We start from the raw sequence: 18,517 nt of genomic DNA on the forward strand, positions 1-18,517 counted from the left end.
TGTAGAGCGTTTAAACGCTCTAATGGAATAGTTAAGGAATGCTATGCAAATGATTAAACCCGAGGTTCTGTATCTCATACTGTCCGCCACATACGCCCTTATGGCTTGGGCGCATATCGCGAGCAACAGCGTTTAAACATGGAACCCGCCTGCGGAACAGGCGGGCTTTTCTTCGGAGGTAGATGACCGCTATTTCGGAGTATCAGAGCCTTCGCGAAAAGGCCGTAGCAGTATCCATTACCAGAATTCCCGATGTTCGCCCGTATGCTCGCCGCCATGTTGCGCGGCTACAAGATCAAGGGCTCGCAAGTGCAATCATCAAGCAACTGTGCCGTGAAGCGCAGAGCAGCCGCCGTACCACAGACGGCACGGGACTGACGAACCGGGCGACCCTTGCTGCGGGACTGGAGGTTTTCCTCTCCGCGTTGGAAACCGCAAAGCAGACCAAGCGGAAGGTCTCCAAGATCGAACACAAGGGCGGCAAGTACAACCCTCTAAACGCCGTGGACGTAGCCGCCCAGGCGGACGCTACATGGGACGCGATTTGCGGCATGTTGGGCCGGATGGCTGATCCGGATAGACCGCTGAGTGTGCAGACGCTCGCGGGGGCCTTGGCGGGCCGTCTCCGCAATCTGACGGGCGGTGCACCAGAGTACGGTGAACTCGGATACGAGCGGGCAGCATTGCTTCTGCTGGATCACTTCTGCGCGGCTACTGGTTGGCTGGAGGAGCGAACCGGCGAAACCAAGATGATGAGCCGCACGCGCAAGCCGAACACGTTCCACCTCACGGCACGATTCATGGAAGAGGTCGCAGGCGACGGCCTCGCGGTGGACTTCGCGGAGCGGCGGCCGATGCTCGTTCCTCCAGTGCCGTGGACGACGTTCGCAACGCATGGAGGATACCTTCACGACCAGATTCCAGCAGTGCGTGGCACGCGCCGACCGATTGAGTCGGAGGTGATCGTATCGGCATTGAATGCGTTGCAAGCGACACGCTTCCGGGTGAATCGCCGCGTGCTTGAAGTCGCACAGACATTCAAGACGAATGCGGAGGACATGCGCGGAGCCGTCATCAATGGCAAGTACATCGAGGCCCGGCACGACACGCCGGAATCGCTTCGCCGCGCCAAGACGATCCGCAGCGCGCTCACGTTGGCCGCGATGCAGGAACTAGCCGACGAAGGGGCGTTTTACTTTCCGTGGAATCTCGATTGGCGCGGCCGGATGTATCCCGCAACCAGCATCATTAGCCCGCAGGGCGCGGACTTGTGCAAGGGCTGTTTGGAATTCTCTGACGGGGCGCCACTGGGCCGTGATGGCGGAAAGTGGCTCGCTATCCACCTGTGCAATCTTGCGGGTGAAGACAAAGTAACTTTGGACGGAAAGAAGGTTCATAGGACGCCTGCTGAGCGAGAGGCATGGACCCGTAGTCAGGAGTCTATGATTCTTCGCGTCGCGGCTGATCCTCGAAGCAATATGGAGTGGATGAAGGCGGATAAGCCGTGGCAGTTCCTCGCGGCGTGCTTCGAGTGGGCCGGGTTTCAGGAGGAGGGCAACGCATTCCGGAGCCGTCTTGCGGGTGCGCAGGACGGAAGTTGTAGCGGGGTGCAGATGCTTGCGGGCATGACGCGGGACGCATCTGCGGGCGCAATGGTGAACCTCGTACCGAGCGAGCGCGGCGACGACTATTACGGGCGGATGGCCGATGCCTTATCCAAGCGCCTGTGTGATCTTGTTGACCGCGCTGACACAGCGACTATGACGCGCCTGCAATTCTGGGCTGAGAAGTCGATCGACCGAGACCTGTTGAAGGCTCCGAGCATGACTAAGGTGTACAGCGCGGGAACGTACACGTTCGGGGAACAAGTGCAGAACAAGACGGGCGCACCGGATGCGGAGTCGATGTGGCTGGCTGCGCAAATCAATGCATGCTTTTCGGATGTCGCGCCGGGGATGCTCAACGCGATGGCATATCTACAGGCTGTGTCCGACGTGATGACGGCTGTGGGCCTGCCGTTGGTATGGCGAACGCCTGCGGGGCTACGGGTTGAGCAGGCGCGGGTAGCGCGCAATAGTGTTGTGCTCAAGACGCAGATTGCAGGCCCTACCAGTGCAAGAAAGCGCACGTTCTCGGTAGATGCCGACACCCTCAGCAAAAACAGTCAGCGTGCCGGGGTAGCGCCCAATTTCGTGCATGGCGTCGACGCTTCGCACATGGCGCTCGTCGTGAACGATTTGCACGGGAATGGCGTCCGTAATTTCTGGATGATTCACGACTCTTTCGGCGCACCGTTTGCCCAATGCGGAGAGGTGTTCCGCAGCACGCGGGATCAATTTATCGAGCTGATGTCTCCGGACTTGCTGCGCCGCTGGACTGATGACGTGACAGCGGCCCTCACGGGAGAGCAGCGTCTCCCGCTTCCCGAACTACCTCAGTACGGCGACCTTGATCTAGGCGTTGTGCGCGAGTCGGCTTACGCGTGGTTCTAGCTTTCATTGTGAAAGAACGTGTAAACTTCTCGTCGGGGCTAAACGATTACAACTCAAACAAGACAATGATCAAACAACTAACTGCCGTAGCTGTGCTTTCTGCATCCTTGGCCGCATGCGGGGGTGGCGACGATACCAACTCGGCGCAACCGAATAACGTTGCGCCCGCAATCAAGCTAACGTTTTCCGGTGTGCCTCTGGTTCCTGTCGCTAACCGCGCGCGCGTGATGGCTGCTGCGGATGCTTCGGCGTCTTCCCCGACCGTGCCGGACTCGCAAGACACGATCAATCGCTTGCAAGCGGCGTTCAAGGCGCGCGGGGCGGACATCGGCGTGTACCCGGGCGTCGTCAACGGAACGAAGTTGCACGACATCGTTATGAGAGTGAACAACGGAGTCGGGCCTACGTTCGCGGAGATTAACGCGGCGAACGTGAACATTTCGACGTGGACACTGGTGAATTTCCAGTACGACGACATGACGGGCTACATCGATACACCAGAAAAGAAGGCGATGGCCGAACAGTTCTACAAGGACATTCGGGTGTACGCCGCGCAGGAGTACATCAAGGGCAACGTCGTGTACTTCGCGAATCCCGTTCTATCGTGCTTGCCGGACAAGTTCGGTAGTGACGGCTGGCGCGTCGTTACCGCTACAGAGTCACTGCAAGTCGCGCTGAGTAGCGGGGGCGACAACCTCGGGCATGCGGTCGGCGGAGTCAAGCCCGCTAAGGAGCGCATGGGGAGCGATTGCCAAACTCCGGATACGGCCACCCAAGCTGTGTACATTGATAGCATCGCCGACCCGCTCACTAACGATTACAAGCTGGCTTTGGATACTATCGACAAATGCAAGCACAACCCGGAGGCGATTCCGGAGAACGAGCGCGCTGGACAGTGCTGGGGCATCAAGCAAGAAAAGAAGTAACTACACATCGCGTAGCTCGGAGGCGACCTTGACACTTGCGTTTAGGAGCCTCCTGAGCGCAATTATTTCTAGGACCATGCGGCAGTCGATCCGGATTGATCTATAGTGATTGACATCGGACGAGGGTCGATCATGACTGAATTTGATTCCATTGTACTGAAGCTACGTATCCTGGAAGCCTCGATAGAGGTAGACGAGTTATACGACGCGACGCGTAGCCCGCACACTAAGGCAAGGCTCCAGAGGGTACGGGACACGCTAGACGACACTCTGGGCGTTCTACGTAAATACGCGCCAGACGCTCACACGGCTACCCTAGGTCAGCAAGGCACGCCCGCATTGCCGCGTCCCGACGCTTGACCAGTCCGGGGAGTTGCTTTCTTGACCGATCCTTGGTCGCGCATGTCCCTGAAACATCCCCTTTGCCGTTCGCGACGGTCGCGCATGTCCATCGCGACAGTTCACGGCATGCCCCCACACGATCTCCAGCGTTGACTTTCTTGAGGAGCGTACTAGCCGCGAGGTTGGCCGCTCCTGCATTGAATGCGAAGTCCGTATATGCGATCCGTTCCCCTTCCGACAGAGGCACCTTGACGAGCCTCCGTACAGCCTTATCAGCTTCGCTGATGTCCTTCCCCAGCAAATAGCTACACACGTCGTCTGAGTACGTCTGACCAAGCCGGAGCGGCTTTCCGTTCGGGGCGGTGCGGGCGTGACCAACGCACACCGTTGGAATATCTACAGGGTCCAGGTAGACCTTGTTCGAATGCCCTTCGAACTGTGCGGTAAAAAGCGCGGCGGCCACAGCGGCAGCACCTGCTACACGAGCGACAATGGCCCGGTTAATTTGCGGCATAGATTTCCTTTTGAATGGAGAATGAATGACCGAACTGGAAGCGATCCAGATAGCCACAAAAGCAGTAGAGATTTACGCGAACAGACACCCGCGACCGTCACAGGTGACAATCACGCAGGCAGCGGAGATGCTTGGGAGGAGCAGGCCGACAGTTAGTAAGCTCCTAGCTCGTCACAGGGTAAGATTGAACGGTTGCGGTTCGATTCCCATCGAGGCAATCGATAGGATGCTCGCAGCATAACCCTGAGAAAATTGCACACCGGCTGCACACAAATCGCCAGAAACCCCGCCAAATAAAGGCCGACGAGTCCGGCCTCACGCACCACAAATTCTCCCAGCGAGAACCATGGCTGACCATAAAGCCTCGTTAGTCAATGACTTGCGAGGCTTTTTGCTACCAGCGTTGCCCATCACTTCCCATTGGCGGCCACCAAATCGGTGGGACATCGTTGGGGGCAGTTTTTCTGACTTGGGGCGTTGAAATGCCCCCGCGCTCACATGCCCCTCACCAATGTCGCGATCCAGTCGGCCAAGCCCCGCGAGAAGACCTACAAGCTGGCTGACGGTCAAGGCATGTACCTCGAAGTCACGCCGAGCGGCTCGAAGTACTCGCGTCTGAAGTATCGCATCGACGGCAAAGAGAAACGGATGGCCCTTGGGGTCTCCCAGCGATTACTTTGCTGCCGCCCGCAAGGCTCGAGACGAGATCAAAGAGCAGTTGCGCGGTGGGCTTGATCCGTCTCACGAAAAGAATCTTGTGAAGCTGCAGCGGAGTCTGGATCGCGAGAACACCTTCGAGGCTATTGCTCGGGAGTGGCATGAGCAGTGGAAGGAGCGCCATGCCGCACGGATCATGAAGCTGTTGGAGCGGGAGATTTTCCCTTCGCTGGGCGCTCGACCGATCGACTAGGTTTCGGCGCCCGAGCTTCTCGCTGTCTTTCGTAAGATTGAGTCACTCGATGCGATCGAACTCGCGCATAAGGCGATCCGGGCAACGAGCCAGATCTCCGGTATGCGATCGCGACGGGGCGTGCTGAGCGCGATCCGGCTCCGGATCTCCGCGGGGCTTTGAAAACCCGCACTGTCGTGCATATGACGCGTGTGAGCGAAGCCGAGTTGCCGGAACTGATGAAAAGCAACGAGGCATACGACGGCGATTACCAGACGCGGCTGGCGCTGCAGCTGATATCGTTCGATCCCAAGGACGTCGTTGTCTGAACCTCTGATTGGAGGCAGCATGGCAATCACGAATGAGCAGCTTGCTGAGTTTCTGATTGGCGTAGCGAGATCGCAGCAGGTGATCATCGACGCCGTCGCGCTGCATCTCGGTCAAGCAGATGGCCAAGCCTTCCGAGGACGTGCTGTGATACCAACGTTGCAGGCTGCTGCAAACGTGCGGAACCATGGCGCACAACCGACCTTACACGATCTTCCGTCGCGTGTTTTGCTGCGGCTCCAGGGAGATCCTCAGCCCGGAGCACGGCGGCTTGAGGAATGGGTAGCTCAAGAATTGACGAGAATCTTGAGATAGCCTTCGGTGATAAAGTGCGCTGTCCGCGTGGCCGTCGTGGATCCCAAAAAATGGCACTGAGAGGAAGAAAATGGCGAACGAAAACATGCGCCTCAGCGATGCGGGCTGGGCCGCACTGCGAGAGCGCGAACAGGCGGTCATGCACTACTACAACGATCAAGCGAACAACTGCACGTTCGGCGTCGGCACCCTTGCGCATACCGGCGCGTGCACGCCCGAAGAACTGCGGCGCCCGGTGACTGCAGCACAGGTCAATGCACAACTCGCCGCGCGTATTGGCACTGCAGAGGCGCAGGTCCGCCGGAACGTCACCCAGCGCGAACTCACGCAGGCGCAATTCGATGAGTTGGTCAGCTACACGTACAACGCCGGTAACACCGGGGCGCTGTCCGCGCTGCATTCTGCGAACCGGAACGACGACGCCGGGGTTGTTTCGCACATGAGCCAGCGCATCTACCTCCACCCACGCGATGCACACGGACGGCGCCTCGCCCCGGTTCGATCAACTGGGCTCGCCAACCGGCGCCGCCTGGAAGTTGCCCCCTTCCAACGTCAGAGGACCCGATGAAGAAGCACTTTCTCTGGATGCTCTTGGCGATGTCGGCGGCCGCGGTGGCTGACCAGACGCCTGGTGACGAGATTTCGGCGCGTAGTGGTCTGCCGGCCAGCGAGGTTGCCGCATTGCTCAGCAACTGCGATGGGAGCCAGACCAGCATGAATTTCTGCGCGTGGCGTGACCAGATCGTCGCCGAGCGCGAGCTGCAGCACGTCATTGACCAACAGGGCAGCGAGCACCCAGATCGCAAGGCAGCGCTCGAGGCGCGAATTTCGAAATGGAAAAAGGCGCGCGACGCGTCTTGCGAGAAGTCGGCCCGGAAAGAGTGGGGCGACGGCTCGATGCGTCCAGCGGCACAGGCGATCTGCGTGACGTCATCGACGAAGACGATGACGAAGCGGCTCGTGGCATCAAGCCACAAGGGGGCATGATGGTTAAGCGACGTAAAAAGTGCAGTACCAACTCACGGATCGGCAGGAGATGATTTTCTTTCCGATCTGGATGGTGGTCTTCATGTTCGCTATTTTCATGTACTTCAGCAAGTAGTCGACCTGATGGAGAAGCTTGATCGCTGGTAGCGCCGACGGGAAGTACCAGCTACCTGTTGAACTATGTTTGTGCCGGTCACGTTCCCGATTTCGAGGGAAAATGTCCGGGGGCACATGTGGGGGCAGGTTAAAAATACGAATTGAGAGAAACGCCTTTAAATTAATGGCTTAATTGGTGGTTGTGGTTCTCGGCCTCGCACCAGCAAGCATCCGCAGGCGGCACAAAAACACCCCACAAGCCTTTTCAAGGGGGGAATTTCGGTTGCCGGATCTCCCTAGTCACCGCACGCAATACGTCTTTCCTCGCTTCACCCGCTCCGGTTGGGAGCAGCGGCCAGCGTCGCGGCCGCGCGGTGAGATTGCGCTCGCTGCATGGCACAGCTGCCTTCCTCATTGATATGACATGGTGAACGAGGCTAGCCCGATGGCGGTTCCAGGGACCAGCGCGCCCGATGTGCGTAGATATCTCGCCGTCAGCGGGATGCTGATGTTTGCGCTCGTTGCATTGCCGATGCTCCACTGATTCTGGTTGCCGGCGATCGCGGAATCGGGACCGAACTTGATCGGGATGGCGTTGTAGAGGATTTGATAGCCGATACCCTGTGCACTCGACGACTTGTTGAGAGACAGGACGTTCGATGCATTGTCCGGCTTCGCGACATCCGTCAGCGTCAGATTGATGCCGACGCCAATCGCGCAGGTATCCAGATCGATGGAAAACTTCGTGTCGCCCGTCGTCGAACCGATGTCCTGCAGGTCTTTGCTCATTACCCGAGGCAGATCGACATTGATTGATGAATGCTTGACCTTGCAGGTCTGGCTCGCCACGGTCAAAACTCCCTCGACACGGAGGACGTAGCTCGTGCGCACCCCGTCTTGCATGGCTCGCCAGGTCATGGTGGGAAGCTGGCTTCCGTTGATGGTTCCGGACTGCACCGGCCCGGTCACGACGAGCGTGACTCCAGCGTTGAAGCTCTCCTTCGGTGTATTGAAGGAGATCGAGGTTGTCTTGTTGAAGGGAGCGACCTGCGTATTGCTGATTCCTGGAACCGCGGCGCGGAACTGGATGCCGATTCCTGGTATGCCGGTTTGGTACGTGTCTTGGTAGCCGGGCACAAGTGTTCCGCCGCTAATCTCGGCTGTGGTCTGCACTTGCCCCGCCGCACATCCCGTGGAGATCGTATTCCAGCCATGCGCATAGGTCGTCTCGGTGCTGCCAACGACTTTGTTTCTCGGGATCAGCCAGTCGTTTACGATTACAGATTGATAAATAGGGGTGGGAATAGTGGATCCGCTTCCATTAAAAAACTGGCAAGATGAATGAGCATAATTCGAGAAAATCGAAACAGAGGCAAATAATGCAATTTTTATCGATGATGTGATTGCCATATGATGGTTCCGGCGATGAGTCGAGCTGAAATTGTTTCGTCAGTACTTTATTGGGGGAAATTCAATTAGATGATTAAAAATTTGCTTTTAATTGTCGAATAGATTGCCTCGTTTTGATATGGGACGAGTACTAAATAAGATTGAAATCCATTTTGTACGAAGTCGTCGCATGACATCTCCGAGGCATGCTGCCGGCAGTGGTCGAAATTCGACCAGATCGACGCGGCCTCGAAACCCGGGGGCGGAAAGCTGTTTGACCTCAGCGTGATTGCCGGGCCGGCGACGGGAGTGAACTTCCTGCCGCGTGGGCTGAATGCGATGAATCAGAACGGCTGTGCATTCCGGGATCCTGGCATCGACGGCGGCATCGGGCGAATGTCGATCAGTGGTAGTGACAAGCAAGCGCAATGGATTGTGGATAAGGAGGTGGTTGCCGGCGAAGGAGTGGGCGGTGATTGGGTTGCCCGTCAAAGGGGGCGCAGGTGAGTGTTGTTTGAGATTGCTTAAATTCGATGGGTCGAATGGCGTCGGCTATCTTGTGGTGGGCATTGATTTTCGACGTGCCAATAAAATTTCTTTCGACCGGGGTGTCATTGGTTGACCCGAAAAAATCGCGGCGATGCAAGTCTGAGTGGCGCGAATAACATATATTTGGCGACTGCTTTCCTGGATCCTGACGCTGTCCGCGAGGTACAGGATGGCCGACGCATACGATGCCGTCCCGGCCCCTGCGCGCTCGTGCAGGTCATGCGACGCCGATCGCCGATCACGCGCTTGCGAAACGCATGATCAGCGGATCGAGCCACACCACTATCGATACCGAGACGTCGCCTAGCGGGTGTTCGCCTCCAAACTGTCGTAAACCTTGCGCCCGCTGACCCACGTCTCCAGCGCCGCGATGTCACGCAGCCGATACGGATTCCCGGGCTGATTGCCCTGCAGCGGATCGTCTGCGAGGATCACGAGGTCGGCCTGCTTCCCTTCCTTCAATGAGCCGACCTGATCGTCGAGATGGCACTGCCACGCCGCGTCGATGGTCACCGCGCGCAACGCCTCGGACGCGCTCAGGCATTCGGCCGCATTCAAGGTCGCCTGTTCCGGGTCCGCTTCCATCGTTCGCCCCATCGCCTGATCCATGTAGCGCAGCGGCCCCAGCGGAGACACGAAATGATCGCTGTGCAGGCTGACGCGCAGGCCCTCGTTCAGCGCCGATTTGCAGCGGTCGAGCTTCTGCGCGCGCGCTTCGCCCAGGATGGTCTTCTGGAACGCGCGTCCCCAGTAACCCACGTGGCCGATCAGGAAACTGGGCGAGATCGACAGCCGCTTCATGGCGCGCAGATCGTCGTCGCTGAGGAGCGAGGCATGCTCGATCCGATGGCGCAACGCGACCGGCGTCGCACCGGGTTGCGCGGTGGCCGACGCAGCAGGAGGAACCTGGCTCAGCGCCAGTTGGTAGGCCGCCAGCACATTGGCGATGGCTTCGTCCCCGTTGGCATGGGTCAGGACCGGCCATCCCTTCTCGACGACCTGTTGCATGACGTGCGCCAGGCCATCGACGGGCGAGAAGTTGAAGAGCCCGTTGGGCCCGACGCCGGGGACGCGGTGCTCGGCGCAGCACTTGTACGGCTGGCTTTGCAGGCCGGTCAGCCCCTGGTTGGAGCCGTCGGCAATCAGCTTCATCGCGCGGATGCTGAACAGCGCTTCGGGCGCGCTGGCGAATTCCGGCTTGAACTGATTCAACCACAACCGCCAAAGATCGTTGTTGCCGAACAGGGCCGCGCCCATGCGCGCCGTCATCAGCGGCGTCTTCGCCAGCGCCTGCATCAGGACAACTTCATAGAACCCGATGCCCATTCCCAAACCCGCGTCGAAGACGGTGGTGATGCCGCGCTTGTTCGCCTCCTGCAATACCGCTCGCATCGCGAGCAGCAGGTCCGCCGGTTGCGGCTTGGGGATGGCGTTCATCACCAGATCGACCCGCGTTTCGGTCAGCACCCCGTTGGGATAGGTGGCCTCGAGTCCGGCGGCCTGCAACGCGGCGCTGTTGGCATAGCCGAGATGGCCTGAGGCGTTGATCAGGAACAGGCGCACGTCCTTGCTGATGTCGTCCAGCCAGGCGCGGTCGATATCCACCCAGACGTCCATCAGCGACGGGTCGACGCCGCTTCCGCACACCCACGCGTCGCCTCCGGCCGGCGTATCGTTGACGGCAGCCACAATCTGGTCGCGGATCCAGGCCGCGCTGTAGCCGGGGCGCAGCTTCTGCTCCTCGAACGGCGTCACGTTGATCCACGGCGCGATGCGGAACACCGCGCTGGGCAGCAGGTGCATGTGCGGCTCGACCAGGCCGGGGAGCAAGGTCTGGCTGCCGTGGAGTATGCGTTCGATGGCGTTGGGGTGGCGCTCCCACATGCGTTGGCGCACCTCGTGGAGCGTGCCCGCGGCGACGACCTTGTGATCGGCGATACCCAGTGCGTCGACGCGCGTGGCGCAGTCTTCCGGATCCGGATAGATGCGTCCGCCGTGGAAGATGACGGCTTCGGGTTTTCGCGGCGTTTCCAGGCGGCTCAATTCCTGGAGCAAGTCTTGCCATGCGGATTCGCTTTGGCCGAGGACGGGCGCTAATAAATGCGGGCTGCAGCATGCACATCCGAGCTGGTGTCGCTGGAACATAATGGGCTCCTTGTCAGTTTTTATTGATTGCGCGAACGCATTGCTTATGGAAAGCAAAATCGACAGATGGGCGGGTGCGCGAAATCCGCGTATTGCCGTGCGCGGGCTACGACTTCGATGCGTGCTGCCGGGCTGCCGGCTCGCATGACGGCGCGCGACGCGACATCGTCCTTGCTGTTCGCCGCAGACAATGTCGGGAATCAAGGCGCCGAAGACGGAGGGGGCGGGGGCGCGTGATGCGGAATCGATGAAGCTCGCTTCTGGAATCCCATCGGGACATTGCGTCGGCTCCGCATGCGACGACACCCGGCGCGGCGCAAATGCAATACGCGATGATATTTATAAATATGGATTTTGTATGGAGCGAGATCAAAATACCTGCGCCGATATTCGCGGGCAACTACGATAAATGGCGGGAAATTACAATAATAATTCGAGGTATTTTGTGGGAAACAAATGTATTGCCCGGGTTTTGACGGGGAATGCGCGGCGGTCGCGCAGGCCGGCTCCCGCCGGCCCTGGATCGTCCCGACCGGCGCCGCGCATGCGGCGCATATGACGGCCTCGCCCGGCGCGCGCCGAAGCGCCGGATAGCGCCGCTGACCGACGCCTAATAACCGAACTGCGACGCCAATTCGTCGATGAGGTCGCGCTGGAACGCGTTGAACCGCTCGCCCGGCTGCTGCGCGGTCATCAGCGCGAGCGCGGGGTCGTCGACCGCGGTGCGCACGCCCGCCAATGTCTCGACGATCGCGAGGCCGCAGAACGGCACGTACGCCTCCGAATAGCCGCCTTCGTGCACGACCACCAGGCGTCCGCCGCACAGCCGTTCCGCCGCGTCCTTCACGCCTTGCGTGAGATGCCGGTAGCTGTCGCTGTGCAATTGCATGCGCGCGAGCGGATCGACCGCGTTCGCATCGAGCCCGCTCGCGACGACGATCAACTCGGGCCTGAACGCATCGAGCGCCGGCAACACGATGCGCGCGAGCGCGTGACGATAGGCGTCGTCGCCCGCGCCCGCGAGCAGCGGAATGTTGAGATTCGCGCCCACGCCCGCGCCTGCGCCGCGTTCCTCGGCGCCGCTGTAGCCGGGCGGAAAGCAGCGGTCCTGGTGCAGCGAGATTGTCAGCGTGTGGGGATCGTCGTAATAGATCGACTGCGTGCCGTTGCCGTGATGCACGTCCCAGTCGATCACGGCGATGCGTTCCACGCCGTGTTTCGCGCGCGCGGCCTCGAGCGCGATCGGGATGTTGGCGAGCAGGCAGAACCCCATCGGCTTGTCGCGCAGGCAGTGATGGCCGGGCGGCCGCGACAGCGAGAACGCGTTGGGCGCGCGCGCGTCGAGCACGGTGTCGACGGCCGCGAGCGCGAGCCCGGCCGACAGCGCGGCGATTTCGTAGCTGCCCGGGCCGAACGGCGCGAGATCGCCGAGGTCGCCGCCCGTCGCGTCGCTCAGGCGCTTGAAGGCATCCAGATACGACGCGGGATGGATCCGCCGCAGATCGGCGTCGGTCGCGGCCGGCGCGGTTTGCATCGCGAGGCGGGCGCCGAGCCCGGAGGCCTGCACGAGCGCAAGCAGGCGGCGTTTCGAATCGGGCGATTCCGCGTAGCCCGCGGCCGACGGCGGCTGGACCCAGCCGCCGACCGGCAGGAACAGCGCGTGCATGCCGCCCGTATGCCAGAACGTGCGTTCGTCGGTGAAGAATGCGGTTTTGCTCATGAGATCGGTCAGGTGGGTTGGAAAGACAAGGCAGGGTCAACCGGCGCGCCGCTCGACGCGCAGCAGCAGCGCGAGCGACGCGCACGCCGCGACGGCCGCGAGCGCGAACAGCTGGCGCTGGGTGCCGCCGCCGTCGAGCAGCAGGCCGGCGACGAGCGGTCCGGCCGCGAGCCCCGCGCCGATCACGAGGTTGAGCGTCGCGATCAGGCGGCCGGACGGATCGACGCGCGCCACGCTGGCGAGCGCGAACGGCAGCACGAAGGTCCACGCGAACTTGAAGGCGAGGATCGCGGCGGCGAAGCCGGGCGCGCCCGCCTGCGCGGCGAGCAGGGCCAGCGCCCCGACGAGAATGCCGTAGCCCGTGTACAGCATCGCGCGCCGCGCCGCGCGTCCGCCGAGCAGCGCGGCGAGCGTCGCGCCGGCGATGCCGAACAGGCTCGCGATCGCGAGCACGGTGCCGGTGGCGGACGCATCGAAGCCGGCGGCGGCGGCGGCGCGACTGGCGAAGGTCCACACGCCGCCGATCGCGAGGTAGAACGTCAGCACGCCCGCGATGGCGAGCGCGGCGAGCCGCGCGGACGAGGCGGGCGGCATCGTCTCGCCGCGGCCGGCGGCGCGCGCGCCGAGCGCGGCGGGGAACGCGCGCGCGAGCGGCGCTGCGAGCGCGCCGAGCAGGGCCAGCGCGAGGTACAGCGCGCGCAGCCCGAACAGCTGGAACACATGCGGCAGCACGAACAGGCCGATCGCGCCCGCGATCAGCTGGCCGATCACCCAGACGCCGTAGACCCGATCGTGGTTGCCGCTGGTGGCCGCGCTCGTCATGCACAGCACCATCAAGGTGCCGCCGCCGAACGCGGTGACGGCGCGCAGCGCGAGCAGCGCGGGGAAGCCCGGCATCAGGCCGGCGGTGGCGAGATTGCCGGCGCAGAACACGGCGACCGCGACGAATGCGACGCGCGGCGCGGCCACGCGCCCGAGCCATAGATAGGACGGCAGCGTCGCCGCGCTGAACGCGCCCAGCTCGACGAAGAAGTACACGCCGACCTGCGAGGCGGACAACCCGAACTGAGCCGCGAGCTGCGCGGCGACCGCGGGCGCGACGAGCAACAGCAGCGGCGTGATGGCGGCGAAGGCCACGAGCGCGGCGAGCGTGGCCGATGTGAAGTGCGGCGCGTTGGGGTGCGCGGCGGCGAGCGGCGCGGGTGGTGACAAGGTTTCGGGCATGGGGTGGCCGGTTGGGGGCGGGACGGTCAGCACGATGGTGCCGGGCGGCGCACGTGCGCGGACGGCGCGGCATCGCCGTGCCGGGGCGGGTGGTGCTGCATCGGCGCTCCTTGCCGTGAGGCGGGGCCCGATGCGACGAGTGTCGGCGGCGATCCGGACCTTGCCCAGTCGTGCAGATGAACGTTGAGGAAAACCCGCGAGAGCCGGACGGCCGGAAGACACCGGGGGTGGCGCTTCGTCCGGCGACGGCGGCGCGGCAGGTCCCCGTCCAAATGAACGGGGTGTGAACGGGGGCGCGCCCGGGGGTTTTTCAAAAAAAGCGCTCGCTATAATCGTCCGTTCATCGCGGCACGCGGCCCGGGCGGTCCGGCGGGCGAAGGAGCTTCAGTGACGGTCAGCGCAGGAATCCGGCAGTACCCCGATGCGCCGAGCGACGTGCCGGCCGCGATCGTGCTCGACGAGGCCGCCTGGCCGTCGCGCCCGGCACGCCGGGCCGACTTCGCCGGTGTGCCGGGCGCGGCGGTGGCGTCGCCGCGCGAATTGAGCCTGTTGTTGCTCGATCTGTACGCGCTCGCGGGGCAGGCCGGGATCGGCGAATTCGAATGCCGCTTCTTCGCGCTGCTGTCCGGCTACCTGCCGTTCGACGCGGCCTGGACCGGCGTGACCACCCACCTGCCGTCCGGGCCGGTGATGCACAACAGCTACCTGTACCGCCTGCCGCCCGCGTTCTTCAGCGACTGGCTGCGCGTGCGCGACGCCGATCCGCTCGCGGCGCGGACCCTGGCGGCGGTCGGCTGCGCGGCGCGGGTCTCGGCGCTCGACGCGGGGCTCGACGGCCGTTTTCGCGATTGGTGCGTGCGATACGGGCTCGCGCAGCTGATGTGCGTGAGCGTGTTCGATCGTCGCTTCGGACTCACGACCTTCCTGTCGATCTATCGGCATGGGCTGCACCAGCCGTTCAGCGACGACGACGCGCGCCGCTACGAGGATGTGATCCCGCACCTGGCCGCGGCGCTGACCATCAATCGCGCGGCGCACCTCGCGCGGCTGCGCGGCGAGGCGGCGGCGTCGACGGCGCGCGCGATCTGCGACAGCTTCGGCGTGCTGCATCACGCGGATCCGGAATTCGAGGCGGCGCTGCGCGGCGAGTGGCCGCAGTGGCGCGGCGAGCGGCTGCCGGGCGAATTGGTCGAGCACGTGCGGGGCCATGCGGGGCAGCCGTTCCTGGGCGAGGCCCTGCGCGTGCAATGTACGGGCGTGGCGGGGCTGTTCCTGCTTGAAGCGCGCCCGCGTTCGCTGCTCGACCGGCTGAGCCCGCGCGAGCTGGCGGCGATTCGCTATTACGGCGAGGGGCGTTCGCACAAGGAGGTCGCGCAGCGCATGGCCATCTCGCCCGCGACGGTGCGGCATTACCTGCGCTGCGCGTATCGGAAGCTGGGGATGCACGACAAGAGCCAGATCCCGGGCGTGCTGGGCGCGCTGGATGCGCCGGACCGGCGCGCGGCCGACCCGCCGCCCGGCGCGGCATGACGGCGCGCGGCGACGCTCAGTAGCTGGAGCGGTAGTTCGTGCCCTGGTCGTAGCGGTTCTGCCAGTGCTGCAGGTATTGCGTGGCGAGCGCCGGGTTGTTCCACACGACGAGCACGTTTTCCGAGTTTCGCGAGGCGGCGGAGGCCGAGTAGTTGAACGAGCCGGTCTCGACGTGGCGGCCGTCGACGACGATGTACTTGTCGTGATGGATGGCGTAGCGGTCGATTGTGCGGGTCGGCACCTTCGCGTTGACGAGCAGGTTGAGCGCCTGCTTCGACGCCTTCGAGCGATTGCCGTCGTTGTCGACGACCACGGCGATGTCGACGCCGCGCTGGCGCGCGTCGAGCAGCGCGCGCACCACCTTCGGCGAGGTGAACGAATAGCCGGCGAGCCGCAGCGAGGCGCGCGCCGCGCCGATCACCTTCAGGACCAGCGCTTCCGCGCCGCCGTCCGGCGAGAACGCGGCCTCGATGACCTGGCCGGCCGGCGCTTCGCGCGGCGGCGCAGAGAGCAGGCGCGACAGGTAGGCGACGACCTCGGCGTACAGGGTGTCGGTAGGCGTCTTGGCGACGGCCAGTTGAGGGGCGGACAGCAGGGCGACGGAGAGACACGCGGCGGTCAGCCGGTTGTGCAACAGCATGAGGTTCGGGCGGAGCGTGGAAAACAAACGAGGCGAGAGTGTAACGGCAGTCGGCGGGTTTCGCGAAGCGACGCGTGCGTGGGGCGAGCCGGTGGGGCGCGGGAGGAAGGAGGCGCGTCGGATGGGAGAAGGAGGGGCCGTCCGGATCGATGAGCGGGTGCCGATGCGCGCCTGCGCGCGCATCGGCAAGCCGGTGAAAGTGATGCGGCCGGCCCGAATGGATGGCCGGCCGCGCGGTTGCCTACAGGATGTGGACGACCAGGCAGGCGATCACGAGCACGCCGAGCGGCACGCCCAGCAGCCAGGCGATCAGGTACTTGCCCATTTCGACGCTCCTCGATGAGAGGGGAAGGGCGGGACGGCCGATCGTCGTCCCGCATGCCCGGTTACAGCGACTTGTCGAAATCCTTCAGTTGCCGCTCGGCCTCGTCGCGCGCGATGCCGTAGCGCTCCTGGATCTTGCCGGCGAGGTATTCGCGATTGCCTTCGACGACCGCGAGATCGTCATCGGTCAGCTTGCCCCATTTCGCCTTGAGCTTGCCGGTCAACTGCTTCCACTGCCCCTTGATCTTGTCTTCGTTCATGCTGTTCTCCTGGTTGGGAATCGACGCCGCCGCGCGGGCGCGGCGGCGGTTGGTGCGAATCGATGCAGGCGTCAGGCCTTGGCCTTCAGGCCGGCGGCATCCACGTGCTTCACGCCCTTCACGGCGCGCGCGATGGCCACGGCCTTCTTGACGGCGATCCGGGTCGGCAGCACGCCCGTGAGCGTGACGATGCCGTCGATCGTCTTCACGCCGACCTCGGTGCTCTTCACGCCGTCGGTGACGGCGAGTTCGCTCTTCACCTTGGTGGTGATCCAGGTGTCGGTGACGGGCTGGCTGGATTCGGCCGCCGCGCCGTCGCTGGCCGGTTCGGTCTGCGCGTAGGGGCTGCTCCAGCCGGCTGTGCCAAGCAGGAATGCGGTGCTGATCGCGAGTACGGACGAAAGGGATCGGGTTCGGTTCATGCGGGCCTCCAGGGGTGAAAGAAAGACGGGGTCGGCGAGCGCTCAGGCGCACCAGCCCGGGCCCGGCGCACGATCGGCGTGCCGGGTTGCGGCACGTCGGGCGGAACGGGGATGCCGGGCGGCGGCTGCCCGGGGAACGGCTTGCCGGGCTGGGGCGGCGGCACGTCGGCCGGTGGGCGCGGGTCGGGCGTCTGGTGCAGGTTCATCGGCGACTCCTTGCTTCGGATGTATTGGAATGCGTGACAGGTTCAGAATACGGAGCGGCAATCCGCGTCGACAGAGGCAAATGCACCCGGTTTCCTAGTGCGTTTGCGCCAGCCGGCGAGCAACCGGCCGCGGCGCGGGACGCCATTAAAACTGGTTGTGTTCGCAACCATGAATGCCTATCCTCGTCGGCACGACGATACCAACCAATCAGGAGACTCGACGATGAATGCATCCTCCGTGCGCGTGGCCGTGGTGGGCCTGGGCGCGATCGGCGGCCTGTTCGCCGCGGCGCTGGCGCAAGCCGGCTGGCAGGTCGGCGCGTTCGCGCGCGGCGCGACGCTCGACGCGGTCCGCGCGGACGGGCTGCGCATCGCCGACGAACAGGGCGGGGAGACCGTCGTGCGGCTGGCCGCGAGCGACGACGCGGCGGCGCTGGGCGAGCAGGACTACGTGGTGCTGGCGCTGAAGGCGCAGGCGCTGCCGGCGTTGGCGTCGCGGCTCGCGCCGCTGGTCGGGCCGCGCACGGTGGTGGTGGGCGCGATGAACGGGCTGCCGTGGTGGTTCCTGCACGGCTTTGCCGGGCCGCTCGACGGCGTCTGCCTCGAATCGATCGATCCGGCGGGGGCGGTGTCGGCGGCGTTGCCGCCGGCGCAGGCGATCGGCTGCGTGGTGCACCTGTCGTCGGCGACGTCCGCGCCCGGCGTGGTGCGGCGCGGGCGCGGCAACCGCCTGATCGTCGGCGCGCCGGACGCGGCCCGCGAGGCGGCCGCCGCGCGTTTCGCCCGGGCGCTTGCCGCGGGCGGCTTCGAGGTCGAGACGAGCGCGGCGATCCGCACCGAGATCTGGGCCAAGCTGTGGGGCAACATGAACATGAATCCGCTGAGCGCGCTCGCGGGTTCGACCGCCGATCGCCTGCTCGACGATCCGTACACGCATGCGCTCGCGCTGCGGATGATGGAGGAGGCCGACGCGATCGGCGCGCGGCTCGCGCTGTCGACCGGCATGAGCGGCCCGGAGCGGATCGCGGTCACGCGCCGGCTCGGCGCGTTCAAGACCTCGATGCTGCAGGACCTGGAGGCGGGACGCCCGCTCGAGATCGGGCCGATCCTCGGGGTGTTCCCGGAGCTGGGCCGCCGGCTCGAGGTGCCGACGCCTTACTGCGACGCGGTGCTGGGGCTGCTGCGGCAGCGCGCGGCCAACAGCGGGCTGTGAGCGGGCG

Annotated in this window: 19 protein-coding genes; 10 read left to right on the plus strand and 9 right to left on the minus strand. The window is 63.7% G+C overall.

Annotation, left to right across the window (positions count from 1 at the left end; genetic code table 11):
* The first annotated feature begins 182 nt into the window (after nucleotides 1-182).
* Nucleotides 183-2,492, plus strand: coding sequence for a DNA-directed RNA polymerase (locus Bsp3421_RS19845; protein ID WP_274002617.1), 2,310 nt, complete (start codon nucleotides 183-185; stop codon nucleotides 2,490-2,492).
* 65 nt (nucleotides 2,493-2,557) lie between these two features.
* Nucleotides 2,558-3,418, plus strand: a complete 861-nt coding sequence (locus tag Bsp3421_RS19850; RefSeq protein WP_274002618.1) for a hypothetical protein — start codon at nucleotides 2,558-2,560, stop codon at nucleotides 3,416-3,418.
* A 310-nt stretch (nucleotides 3,419-3,728) separates the two neighbouring features.
* Here the strand turns inward: Bsp3421_RS19850 and Bsp3421_RS19855 are convergent, their stop codons facing one another.
* A complete protein-coding gene (locus Bsp3421_RS19855) occupies nucleotides 3,729-4,274 on the minus strand; it encodes a lysozyme (RefSeq protein ID WP_274002619.1) in 546 nt (181 codons plus the stop codon).
* Nucleotides 4,275-4,772: 498 nt separating this feature from the next.
* Between Bsp3421_RS19855 and Bsp3421_RS34055 the strand changes: the two genes are divergently transcribed.
* From Bsp3421_RS34055 to Bsp3421_RS19870, 4 genes are all read left to right on the plus strand, one after another.
* Nucleotides 4,773-5,009: an Arm DNA-binding domain-containing protein gene (locus Bsp3421_RS34055; RefSeq protein WP_337995311.1), complete on the plus strand. Its 237-nt coding sequence runs from the start codon at nucleotides 4,773-4,775 to the stop codon at nucleotides 5,007-5,009.
* Nucleotides 4,930-5,184: a phage integrase central domain-containing protein gene (locus Bsp3421_RS19860; RefSeq protein ID WP_274002620.1), complete on the plus strand. Its 255-nt coding sequence runs from the start codon at nucleotides 4,930-4,932 to the stop codon at nucleotides 5,182-5,184. The genes Bsp3421_RS34055 and Bsp3421_RS19860 overlap by 80 nt, the downstream gene beginning before the upstream one ends.
* Before the next feature lie 691 nt (nucleotides 5,185-5,875).
* Entirely contained in the window at nucleotides 5,876-6,373 is a 498-nt protein-coding gene (locus Bsp3421_RS19865) for a lysozyme (protein ID WP_274002621.1), read from the plus strand.
* The gene (locus Bsp3421_RS19870) at nucleotides 6,370-6,792 is read left to right on the plus strand and encodes a lysozyme inhibitor LprI family protein (RefSeq protein WP_274002623.1); all 423 of its coding nucleotides are present in this window, start codon (nucleotides 6,370-6,372) and stop codon (nucleotides 6,790-6,792) included. Before Bsp3421_RS19865 ends, Bsp3421_RS19870 begins: the two co-directional genes overlap by 4 nt.
* Before the next feature lie 507 nt (nucleotides 6,793-7,299).
* On the opposite strand, the gene Bsp3421_RS19875 is transcribed toward Bsp3421_RS19870, so the two are convergent.
* Complete coding sequence (locus tag Bsp3421_RS19875; protein ID WP_274002624.1) at nucleotides 7,300-8,298, minus strand: fimbrial protein; 999 nt, start codon at nucleotides 8,296-8,298, stop codon at nucleotides 7,300-7,302.
* A gap of 288 nt (nucleotides 8,299-8,586) precedes the next feature.
* Here Bsp3421_RS19875 and Bsp3421_RS19880 point away from each other — a divergent pair, with 288 nt between their 5' ends.
* Complete coding sequence (locus Bsp3421_RS19880; RefSeq protein ID WP_274002625.1) at nucleotides 8,587-8,784, plus strand: hypothetical protein; 198 nt, start codon at nucleotides 8,587-8,589, stop codon at nucleotides 8,782-8,784.
* 345 nt (nucleotides 8,785-9,129) lie between these two features.
* Here Bsp3421_RS19880 and Bsp3421_RS19885 read toward each other — a convergent pair whose 3' ends face one another.
* The 3 genes from Bsp3421_RS19885 to Bsp3421_RS19895 all read right to left on the minus strand — a co-directional run bounded on the left by Bsp3421_RS19885 (nucleotide 9,130) and on the right by Bsp3421_RS19895 (nucleotide 13,915).
* Nucleotides 9,130-10,971 carry an amidohydrolase gene (locus tag Bsp3421_RS19885; RefSeq protein ID WP_274002627.1) on the minus strand — a complete coding sequence of 614 codons (1,842 nt, stop codon included), beginning with the start codon at nucleotides 10,969-10,971 and terminating at the stop codon, nucleotides 9,130-9,132.
* Between the two features lie 610 nt (nucleotides 10,972-11,581).
* Nucleotides 11,582-12,691 carry a class II histone deacetylase gene (locus Bsp3421_RS19890; RefSeq protein WP_274002629.1) on the minus strand — a complete coding sequence of 370 codons (1,110 nt, stop codon included), beginning with the start codon at nucleotides 12,689-12,691 and terminating at the stop codon, nucleotides 11,582-11,584.
* Between the two features lie 36 nt (nucleotides 12,692-12,727).
* Nucleotides 12,728-13,915 (minus strand): MFS transporter, encoded by a 1,188-nt coding sequence (locus Bsp3421_RS19895; RefSeq protein WP_274002631.1) that lies wholly within the window; start codon nucleotides 13,913-13,915, stop codon nucleotides 12,728-12,730.
* Between the two features lie 387 nt (nucleotides 13,916-14,302).
* On the opposite strand from Bsp3421_RS19895, the gene Bsp3421_RS19900 reads away from it, so the two are divergent.
* Nucleotides 14,303-15,445: a helix-turn-helix transcriptional regulator gene (locus Bsp3421_RS19900; protein ID WP_274002632.1), complete on the plus strand. Its 1,143-nt coding sequence runs from the start codon at nucleotides 14,303-14,305 to the stop codon at nucleotides 15,443-15,445.
* A gap of 16 nt (nucleotides 15,446-15,461) precedes the next feature.
* Here Bsp3421_RS19900 and Bsp3421_RS19905 read toward each other — a convergent pair whose 3' ends face one another.
* Nucleotides 15,462-16,085: a phospholipase D family nuclease gene (locus tag Bsp3421_RS19905; RefSeq protein WP_274002633.1), complete on the minus strand. Its 624-nt coding sequence runs from the start codon at nucleotides 16,083-16,085 to the stop codon at nucleotides 15,462-15,464.
* A gap of 121 nt (nucleotides 16,086-16,206) precedes the next feature.
* On the opposite strand from Bsp3421_RS19905, the gene Bsp3421_RS19910 reads away from it, so the two are divergent.
* Nucleotides 16,207-16,428: a hypothetical protein gene (locus Bsp3421_RS19910; protein ID WP_274002634.1), complete on the plus strand. Its 222-nt coding sequence runs from the start codon at nucleotides 16,207-16,209 to the stop codon at nucleotides 16,426-16,428.
* A gap of 43 nt (nucleotides 16,429-16,471) precedes the next feature.
* Here the strand turns inward: Bsp3421_RS19910 and Bsp3421_RS19915 are convergent, their stop codons facing one another.
* From Bsp3421_RS19915 to Bsp3421_RS19925, 3 genes are all read right to left on the minus strand, one after another.
* Nucleotides 16,472-16,669, minus strand: a complete 198-nt coding sequence (locus tag Bsp3421_RS19915) for a CsbD family protein (protein ID WP_274002635.1) — start codon at nucleotides 16,667-16,669, stop codon at nucleotides 16,472-16,474.
* 71 nt (nucleotides 16,670-16,740) lie between these two features.
* The gene (locus tag Bsp3421_RS19920; RefSeq protein ID WP_274002637.1) at nucleotides 16,741-17,091 is read right to left on the minus strand and encodes a BON domain-containing protein; all 351 of its coding nucleotides are present in this window, start codon (nucleotides 17,089-17,091) and stop codon (nucleotides 16,741-16,743) included.
* A complete protein-coding gene (locus Bsp3421_RS19925) occupies nucleotides 17,088-17,297 on the minus strand; it encodes a hypothetical protein (protein WP_274002638.1) in 210 nt (69 codons plus the stop codon). Before Bsp3421_RS19925 ends, Bsp3421_RS19920 begins: the two co-directional genes overlap by 4 nt.
* Nucleotides 17,298-17,520: 223 nt before the next feature.
* Here Bsp3421_RS19925 and Bsp3421_RS19930 point away from each other — a divergent pair, with 223 nt between their 5' ends.
* Nucleotides 17,521-18,510, plus strand: coding sequence for a 2-dehydropantoate 2-reductase (locus Bsp3421_RS19930; RefSeq protein ID WP_274002639.1), 990 nt, complete (start codon nucleotides 17,521-17,523; stop codon nucleotides 18,508-18,510).
* Nucleotides 18,511-18,517 lie beyond the last annotated feature (7 nt).

This window comes from Burkholderia sp. FERM BP-3421, from assembly GCF_028657905.1.
In the GTDB taxonomy this organism is placed as follows: Bacteria; Pseudomonadota; Gammaproteobacteria; order Burkholderiales; family Burkholderiaceae; genus Burkholderia.

Coding starts and splice junctions, on each gene's coding strand:
- Bsp3421_RS19925 (WP_274002638.1), bottom strand. CDS start 17,297: ATGAACCTGCACCAGACGCCCGACCCGCGCCCACCGGCCGACGTGCCG.
- Bsp3421_RS19850 (WP_274002618.1), top strand. CDS start 2,558: ATGATCAAACAACTAACTGCCGTAGCTGTGCTTTCTGCATCCTTGGCC.
- Bsp3421_RS19855 (WP_274002619.1), bottom strand. CDS start 4,274: ATGCCGCAAATTAACCGGGCCATTGTCGCTCGTGTAGCAGGTGCTGCC.
- Bsp3421_RS19870 (WP_274002623.1), top strand. CDS start 6,370: ATGAAGAAGCACTTTCTCTGGATGCTCTTGGCGATGTCGGCGGCCGCG.
- Bsp3421_RS19905 (WP_274002633.1), bottom strand. CDS start 16,085: ATGCTGTTGCACAACCGGCTGACCGCCGCGTGTCTCTCCGTCGCCCTG.
- Bsp3421_RS19920 (WP_274002637.1), bottom strand. CDS start 17,091: ATGAACCGAACCCGATCCCTTTCGTCCGTACTCGCGATCAGCACCGCA.
- Bsp3421_RS34055 (WP_337995311.1), top strand. CDS start 4,773: ATGCCCCTCACCAATGTCGCGATCCAGTCGGCCAAGCCCCGCGAGAAG.
- Bsp3421_RS19865 (WP_274002621.1), top strand. CDS start 5,876: ATGGCGAACGAAAACATGCGCCTCAGCGATGCGGGCTGGGCCGCACTG.
- Bsp3421_RS19845 (WP_274002617.1), top strand. CDS start 183: ATGACCGCTATTTCGGAGTATCAGAGCCTTCGCGAAAAGGCCGTAGCA.
- Bsp3421_RS19890 (WP_274002629.1), bottom strand. CDS start 12,691: ATGAGCAAAACCGCATTCTTCACCGACGAACGCACGTTCTGGCATACG.
- Bsp3421_RS19915 (WP_274002635.1), bottom strand. CDS start 16,669: ATGAACGAAGACAAGATCAAGGGGCAGTGGAAGCAGTTGACCGGCAAG.
- Bsp3421_RS19885 (WP_274002627.1), bottom strand. CDS start 10,971: ATGTTCCAGCGACACCAGCTCGGATGTGCATGCTGCAGCCCGCATTTA.
- Bsp3421_RS19875 (WP_274002624.1), bottom strand. CDS start 8,298: ATGGCAATCACATCATCGATAAAAATTGCATTATTTGCCTCTGTTTCG.
- Bsp3421_RS19910 (WP_274002634.1), top strand. CDS start 16,207: ATGGGAGAAGGAGGGGCCGTCCGGATCGATGAGCGGGTGCCGATGCGC.
- Bsp3421_RS19895 (WP_274002631.1), bottom strand. CDS start 13,915: ATGCCCGAAACCTTGTCACCACCCGCGCCGCTCGCCGCCGCGCACCCC.
- Bsp3421_RS19930 (WP_274002639.1), top strand. CDS start 17,521: ATGAATGCATCCTCCGTGCGCGTGGCCGTGGTGGGCCTGGGCGCGATC.